Origin of the sequence: Aeromonas sp., assembly GCF_050633025.1 — a bacterium.
In the GTDB taxonomy this organism is placed as follows: Bacteria; Pseudomonadota; Gammaproteobacteria; order Enterobacterales; family Aeromonadaceae; genus Aeromonas.
In genome coordinates this window covers 1-6,657 of sequence record NZ_JBODRQ010000159.1, presented here as the reverse complement: position 1 = coordinate 6,657, position 6,657 = coordinate 1, and the positions used below count along the sequence as shown (strand labels likewise).

Annotated in this window: 8 protein-coding genes; all 8 read right to left on the bottom strand. The window is 60.7% G+C overall.

Going from position 1 to position 6,657, the window contains the following annotated elements:
* Nucleotides 1–438: 438 nt before the first annotated feature.
* On the bottom strand, nucleotides 439–1,323 hold the full coding sequence (locus tag ACRAUW_RS15955; protein ID WP_431363068.1) for a hypothetical protein: 885 nt from the start codon (nucleotides 1,321–1,323) through the stop codon (nucleotides 439–441).
* A gap of 401 nt (nucleotides 1,324–1,724) precedes the next feature.
* Nucleotides 1,725–4,601: a DUF927 domain-containing protein gene (locus tag ACRAUW_RS15950; RefSeq protein WP_431363067.1), complete on the bottom strand. Its 2,877-nt coding sequence runs from the start codon at nucleotides 4,599–4,601 to the stop codon at nucleotides 1,725–1,727.
* The gene (locus ACRAUW_RS15945) at nucleotides 4,598–4,948 is read right to left on the bottom strand and encodes a hypothetical protein (protein ID WP_431363066.1); all 351 of its coding nucleotides are present in this window, start codon (nucleotides 4,946–4,948) and stop codon (nucleotides 4,598–4,600) included. Before ACRAUW_RS15945 ends, ACRAUW_RS15950 begins: the two co-directional genes overlap by 4 nt.
* Nucleotides 4,941–5,084: a hypothetical protein gene (locus ACRAUW_RS15940; RefSeq protein ID WP_431363065.1), complete on the bottom strand. Its 144-nt coding sequence runs from the start codon at nucleotides 5,082–5,084 to the stop codon at nucleotides 4,941–4,943. Before ACRAUW_RS15940 ends, ACRAUW_RS15945 begins: the two co-directional genes overlap by 8 nt.
* On the bottom strand, nucleotides 5,081–5,335 hold the full coding sequence (locus ACRAUW_RS15935) for a hypothetical protein (RefSeq protein WP_431363064.1): 255 nt from the start codon (nucleotides 5,333–5,335) through the stop codon (nucleotides 5,081–5,083). Before ACRAUW_RS15935 ends, ACRAUW_RS15940 begins: the two co-directional genes overlap by 4 nt.
* 151 nt (nucleotides 5,336–5,486) lie before the next feature.
* Nucleotides 5,487–6,098, bottom strand: a complete 612-nt coding sequence (locus tag ACRAUW_RS15930) for an ash family protein (protein WP_431363063.1) — start codon at nucleotides 6,096–6,098, stop codon at nucleotides 5,487–5,489.
* A 10-nt stretch (nucleotides 6,099–6,108) separates the two neighbouring features.
* Entirely contained in the window at nucleotides 6,109–6,459 is a 351-nt protein-coding gene (locus ACRAUW_RS15925) for a helix-turn-helix domain-containing protein (RefSeq protein WP_279466463.1), read from the bottom strand.
* A 9-nt stretch (nucleotides 6,460–6,468) separates the two neighbouring features.
* A partial coding sequence (locus ACRAUW_RS15920; RefSeq protein WP_431363062.1) for a helix-turn-helix transcriptional regulator occupies nucleotides 6,469–6,657 on the bottom strand: 189 nt, incomplete at its 5' end.

The window sequence follows — 6,657 nt, the reverse complement described above, 5'->3', positions numbered from 1 at the left end:
CGTGAGGCCAAGGTAGCGGCAGATACCCCTGCGCGTAGGTTGTCAGCCTCTCGAACAGATATGTTTCGAACGGGTGCGGCGGCGGAAATATCGGTGCCATCCTAGGTTCGGCCTCGGGCCTTCCCTGAGACGATGGCGAGGTGGCCTCTTGAAGGGGGTAGGCTCCTTTGATTTGGTCATGGTATTTCCTCAATCGCACATGCTGGTAGGCGTCTGGGTTGGCGTACCGGTTGGTGGAATATCATACACCACCCAAGTCAGCAGCAGCGCGGCTTTCAGCGTATCGGTCGGCGTACCGGTCGGCATACCGCCTCCCACGCAGACATGACGGAGTTGGTTTTCGTCTGCCTACACTTGTTCCTGTTGGTAAGAGTGTCTCGCTAGCTGGGCAAAACTGCCCGGGTTTCTGGGTAAAACTACCCGGATTCACGGGCAGAGCTAGCCGATCAGGTTATCTAGGATCCGCTCTGCCTCGGGGGCGTCGTCTCGCTCACTGCCCATCAGGTAGCGCAAGGCTGCCCGCGCCTCTTCCCTGTTTCTCGGTCGCAGTTCAGCCAGCAGACCAAACACAAACCAGTCGCGGGCGTGTGCCTCTATGCTGTTCTCGTAATAGCCTTGCGTGTCGCACGCATGGCGCAGCAGGTACAGCTCGTTCCAGTAGGCCAGCTCATGAAGGCAGTCGCTAAGTGTGTGTGGCATCAGTTCCGGCACAGCCTTGAACCGCTCCGCAACCTGTTTAGGCGGCAGTTGCCAACTGTCTTGCTCCAGCCCTCTCAGTACCTCCTGACAAAACGCCTCCGCCTGGGTGTCGTCCCACAGCGCATCCCCGAACCGTCCGATGGCCTCAGCCTCATTGGCCCGCCTTGTGATGGCTCGCTCGGCCAGCCCGTCGAGGTTGGCAAAGCCGATGCTGCCAAGGCCCGCAAGCATGTGGCCCGCCTTAGCCACCAGCCATTTGCCGTAACGCTGCTCCAGCTCGCCGGGCGGGGTGGTGATCCGCTCTGCCGCCTCCTTGGCCTGGGCAATGCGTACCGGGTCACCCGTCCCTATAACTTGACGCAGCCAGAGCAGGGCGTCGATCTCCTTATCCCCGGTCACCACTTCCTGCGGCGGCAGCTCTGGCACCGCTGGCAGTGTCTCCCCGTTGGGCTTGATGGGGGGGAGGGTGAACATGGCCCGGTGTCTCGGGTTGTCGGTGAACAGCCCTGATCGGCTGACAATGGCTTTCACCGTTCCCAGAGAGAGGCCAGCCAGAGAAGCCACCTCACTCAATGAATGGGTGCGGCGCAGGGTGATCACCTGCTCGCGTTGTTCGTTGGTCAATCTCAATGCAACCCCCTGTTGCGGAAAAAGTGTGATCTTGATCGGCTGTTCGCTCTGTATATATAAAAAAAATGGTGGGAACAGTGGGAACGTGGGAACAAAGCCCGCTAACCCGCGCCGTTGCTGGGTTTCTCTGTTCCCACCAAGGCTAGGAGGTAGTGGGAACAGGTGGGAACAACCTCAACACATGGCCTTTTTGTTCCCACTGTTCCCACCTTGTTCCCACCAAAAACATGACTAGGTGGGAACAGCTATAGCCCTTGGTACATAAGGCTTACAGGCTCATTGGGTAGCCTTGTTCCCACTGTTCCCACCATTTTTGTTTTGTTCTTCACGCGCGCGCATGAGGCTGGAAAGAAAAGGGCCACACTCGGTAGCCCTCCACTTCCTTCTGGCTGGCGTTACTCGTCCTCTTGCCCCTCCGCATCATCGGCTAATACACGCTCGGTCAGCAGATACACCCACGCCGACCCACTCATCCCCGGCAGCCTTGCCTTGCGCTGTAGTCGCTTCTTGTCCTTGCCGGTCAGCAGATAGCCTGCTTCCAGGCACAAGAGCGCAGAGCGCTTGGGGTCGCGCCCCTTTGTGATCTCTGTCCAGCCAGGGGGCAACACGAAGAAGCTCACGCCATCCGATTCCACCTTGCGATAGCCAACCATGTTGGCCGGTCGGTGATTGGTATCGAACCAGTCGGCGAAGCGGGTGTACTGGTGCGCCGTCACGAACTTGCGTACCTGCGCCAAGATGGCGGCCTCCTCGTGGTTGCCAAGGTGGCCCCGTTCCGCCAGCCATGCTTTGAGGCAGACCCGCACCGCTCGCAGCGCCTCCCCCTCGGGCCAGCCGGTTACCCCTAGCCGGGTTGCCAGCTCACCGGCAGCGGCCACCAGCGCGAACCGGTTGATAGCTCGGCCAACCTGATTACCTGCTCCCTGCGGGGTCAGCTCGGCGGCAATGCGCTTAATCTCGGCCCTCATCCGCTCGCTGTGCGCTCCCAGCTCCCCGGCCAATGCCTCGGCATAGGTTCGGAAGGCGCTGCCGTGCTGGTGGTCGCAGTGGGCCTTGAGTGTGTCGGCGAAGGTACGTCCGCCCTCCATGCCGTGAAGCCACTCGAACGCCCCATGGTGGCCGGTGTCGCTCGGGATTTGGATGGTGCGCACTTCCATCCCCGCTTGAGTGCGCTGGCCTGCGCTGGCAGCGTGATCTTCAAGGCTCAATTCCCCAGTGGAGAGGAACAGCAGTCGCCACGCCTTGCGCTCCCGTAGCTCCCCATCCTGCTTGCTGCGGCCCTTGCCCTGTCCATTCGCCAGCATATAGGCCACCTGCCCCGCCTCGCGCCCGTCCAGCTCCCCCAGCTCATCCAGGCAGAGCAGGGCATCATTGCGCCGGCTGGCTATCCCCTCGATGGCGTTGCCGGTTGCCCGCCATGTTTGGCTGTAGCGATCAGGGTTGCCGTAGACGCTGGCGGCGGCCTTCATGATGGTGGTTTTGCCGTCTGTGCTCTCACCCTTGAGGTGAAAGCCTCCCCCCTCCATGCCTACCAGAGAGAGAAGGGGAGCAGCAAAAGCCAGGGACAGGGCAAAGCAGAGGCGGGAGTTACCCACCGCCAGCGCCGCAACCCCCCGTTGCCACTCGCCCAAGGTGCCGCGCTCGACAAAGTCGCTGGCTGCGTAGCCAGTTGTTTGCAGGATCACCCCATCGGCGTCAGGCCCTATTGACCCTTGAGGCAGTACATAGGCCCGCCCATGCCAGCCGGTGCGTTCCACACAAGTGATCCGCTTATCGGGCCGACAGGCCATCAGGTAAGCGGCCAGCTTGCGCTTGTGGCCCAGACTGATGAACGGTAGGCCCGCATCCAGCAGGGCGGCGAATACATCATCACCATTTCTCGGCACCAGGGAGCGCGACGGCATAGCCCATTGATGAACCCGCCCAGCGCTATCTTGCCACTCGAGCAGGCGGCCATAGCCTCGCCCGTGTTCGTCACTGGTTTCAGCCAGTACCTGCACCGGGCTGGATATGGGCACCAGCTCTTGCCGGGCATCGTTTCCCCGTCCCACCTGTTCCCAGACACAGAGGCGATCACCTCGGATCTCGAACCCGATCGGCAGGTTTTGACCTTTCTTTGTCTCGTCATCGCGAGCCGGGTGAAGCGGTACCACTTCGGCCTGCCAGGGAGCCCCTTTCTTCTGGCTGGCGCCTTGGGCCTGTTGTGCGGTTTCGCCAAGGGTCTGCTCAATGGACAGACCCTTTTCGCTCATCTGATTGCTGGTGACTGGTGCTGTGCTCGCGCTCATGATGGCCTCTTGTGTCTTGCTCAGCCCGTGGGCTTGGTGGTAGTCGTTCCAATCTCCTGAAAACTCAGGCGGTAGCGCCACCAGCCCGCCCACGGCTGCGGCGGCGTGCTCGGCCTTGGCCTTACCGGGGTTGCCCTTGGTGCCTTCGTCATTGTCGCCACAGAGCAGGAGCCGGGCCTCTGGGTGCTGGCGGCGGGCAATCTGGGCAATGGCCAGCAGGTTACCGGCATCCATGGCGCAATAGACGGTCGCCCTGATAGCTAGGTGAACCGATAGCCCGGTGGCATAACCTTCCACTACGGCCACCAACGCCCCACCCCCGATGCGGTGATAGGCCCCGACCTTCTGCCCAGCAGCAAGGTAACGCTTGGTGCCATCAGCCCGGATAAGTTGAACGTTCACCAGAGCGCCCCCCTCATCGGTCAGCGCCACCACCAGTGACCCGGCAGGGAAGTTCTCGCCCCCCTCGCGGATCAAGGTGCGGCTGATCGCCGTCTGGGGCTGCTCTATGCCTTTGCCCACCAGATAGGGGCTCGCCCCTGTGGTCACATCGCCCGCGATGGCTGCGGCGCGGCTGGCGGCCCTCCTGCGCTGCAGTGCGCGTTGTCGCTCTGCCTGCTCCGCCTTGGCCTGTTGTTGCTGGTAGATGCGCTCCCACTCGGCGGGGTCAACGCCAGCGGCAGAGACCCCTACCAGCGGTGCCAGCAGCTCAGCCGCCGCTTTCGGGGTGGTGCTCAGCACCCGACACACCAGGTCAAGCCCATCACCGGCGCCGCACAGGTTGCAGAACCAAGTGCCGCGACCGGCCTTGTCATCGAGCCGGAATCGGTCTTTGCCGCCACAGGCAGGGCAGGGGCCATGCTTGCCACGGTACGGGGTGTCGATACCCACCGCCGCCAACAGTTCGGGCCAGTGACCACAGGCAGCAGCGGTTATATTAGAAATGAATCGGGGGCTTGCGCCCCCTTTGATTGCCATGGTCATTGTGTGGCCCTCCGCTCTCTCGCCAGCTCCGCCATGGGGTCCTTGCCCTCATCCAGCATCTGCCGCACATCGGCACAAAAAGCGCGATTCATTTCATCCAGTACCAGACTGCCCAGAGGAGTTAACTCATCGCCAAGCAACATATGGCGCAGCATCAGCAGGGCGTCCTCTCGCCCCTGTTTGCCGCCAGCGTGCTTCAGGTGAGCGCCCACGATCTGGTTGTGGATCGCCATGGTCAGCACCTCCTGATCCAGCTGCAGTTGACCCCCCAGATGGTTGAACGTGTTACCACTCACCGCCAGATAGGCCCGTGCCACCCCCCTCACCAGCTTGTCGATTTCACTCATCGCAACCCCCTGTTGCATTGTGATGGGGTGGCCGTTGGGCCTTCATCAGTCGTTGAAACAGCACCCGCAGCGCCGGCACCCGGTACAGTTCGCGCCAGATGCGGCGGCATAGGGCGTCTATCAGTCGTTCGCTCATAGGTCACCTCCGTTCAGCACGGCTACCAGCTCATTGAATGCCCGCTCATCCAATCCAGCCTTCAGCTCACGGGCCTGCTTGGCGGTGACAGCAACAGCGGCTCCCTTGGTCTGCTCAATGAAACGATCCCGGTCACGCCGCCAGCCAAAGACGCTCAGGCTGCCAGCCAGTGAGCGCTTTCCTGTTCTCGGATTAATTGGGCCTGTAAAGGTGGGCTGCTCGGTACTGCTCGCCCATGCGAAATACCTCATGCTGCCACCTCCTGACAGGTACCAGCCTCAACGCGCAGGGCATCAAGCAAAGCGCTGTATTGCGTGCGCTCCACGGGGCATAGGTCGGTTTGCTCTAAGGCGTTGGCAAGCTGCTCGATGAGTGCCTCTAAGCGGGATGGGGTGTGGTCGGTCATGTTGCCACCTCCCCAGTCGGAGTGCGGGACAGGAACACTAGAGGTAGACCAGCCAGCGCGGCACGGGCCTCGCCTTCGGTATAGGCTGTGGTCGAAACGGTGCGAATGCGGGGTAGATCGGCCACAAGGCAGCCGTGCGCAGCGATCAGAAAAGTGAATGTTTTGGATGTAGCAGGGGTGGGGACAGTAGCCATAATGGCAGCCTCCAAGGTCAGTCGCTTGTTACTGCCACAGAGAGACGCCAATCTTCTGGTGGCAGTCCGGGCGAGGTTGGCGTAACTGGAGACCTTGGAGTCCAGCGCCCCTTGCAGGGCCCTCACCCGAACCGCCATAACACTGCAGAGGCTGCTGACCGGGTAGGCGAGCAGCGCCCCAAGAAATGAGGAACGAGCACCGACAAAAAACCACGCAAGAGCGTGGGTCGGCTCCAAGATTCTTTGCGAGACGCCAATCTCGGCAACGGATTTTGCCGTTGCATAAAGAATCGTACCCTCTTGGCTGTTATCGGGCAAGCCAATCGCAAAATTTGGCTGCAGTCGCTTATTTGACGGTCTATCTGATAGCAGAGCTTGGCCCTGGGCAATGCTCCCATAGTGTGCGTTTTGCATGCTGTATTCCTTAAGCGGCTGGAGGTAGATCATCCCTGGAGAAGTCGGGATGCGGCCATTCAGGGTGCTTCAGCACATAGAGAGCTACTTTGCGTCGCTCACTCCCACGGAACATGACCACATCCTGGATCAGTGTTTCAATGTTGAAACCTCGTTCACGAAGTTCATGGATGCGGCTTGCTGCTTCCGGTATCGCATAATCCGCTGTCAGGCTTAAGCTCAAGGTGGGGCCTTGGCGCAATATGCTCAGTACCTGTGCTCGTTGTCCGCTGACTATCGGAGCTGTATGCGGGGTGCTATGCTGTTGATGCTCAAGCTGGGTCGTGCCGTTCTTCTTGGTGCGGCCTTTTTCTTTTTTCATGCCTGCCCCCTAAGCTGCTACATTGCGAGCGGCTACACGCTCAGCCATCCAGGCATCAATCTCAGCCTCGATAAATGCCACTGAGCGACCGCTTCCCAAGCGAACTGTTTTGGGGAACTGGCCCTGAGCCATCATGTCGTAAATACTGGATTTGCTCAGGCCGGTTTTATTGATGGCCTCCCGCACTCGAATAAAGCG

What these genes read in the sequence shown, in the direction of transcription:
- ACRAUW_RS15950 (WP_431363067.1), bottom strand. Translation starts at nt 4,601, where the DNA reads ATGACCATGGCAATCAAAGGGGGCGCAAGCCCCCGATTCATTTCTAAT.
- ACRAUW_RS15945 (WP_431363066.1), bottom strand. Translation starts at nt 4,948, where the DNA reads ATGAGTGAAATCGACAAGCTGGTGAGGGGGGTGGCACGGGCCTATCTG.
- ACRAUW_RS15940 (WP_431363065.1), bottom strand. Translation starts at nt 5,084, where the DNA reads ATGAGCGAACGACTGATAGACGCCCTATGCCGCCGCATCTGGCGCGAA.
- ACRAUW_RS15935 (WP_431363064.1), bottom strand. Translation starts at nt 5,335, where the DNA reads ATGAGGTATTTCGCATGGGCGAGCAGTACCGAGCAGCCCACCTTTACA.
- ACRAUW_RS15930 (WP_431363063.1), bottom strand. Translation starts at nt 6,098, where the DNA reads ATGCAAAACGCACACTATGGGAGCATTGCCCAGGGCCAAGCTCTGCTA.
- ACRAUW_RS15925 (WP_279466463.1), bottom strand. Translation starts at nt 6,459, where the DNA reads ATGAAAAAAGAAAAAGGCCGCACCAAGAAGAACGGCACGACCCAGCTT.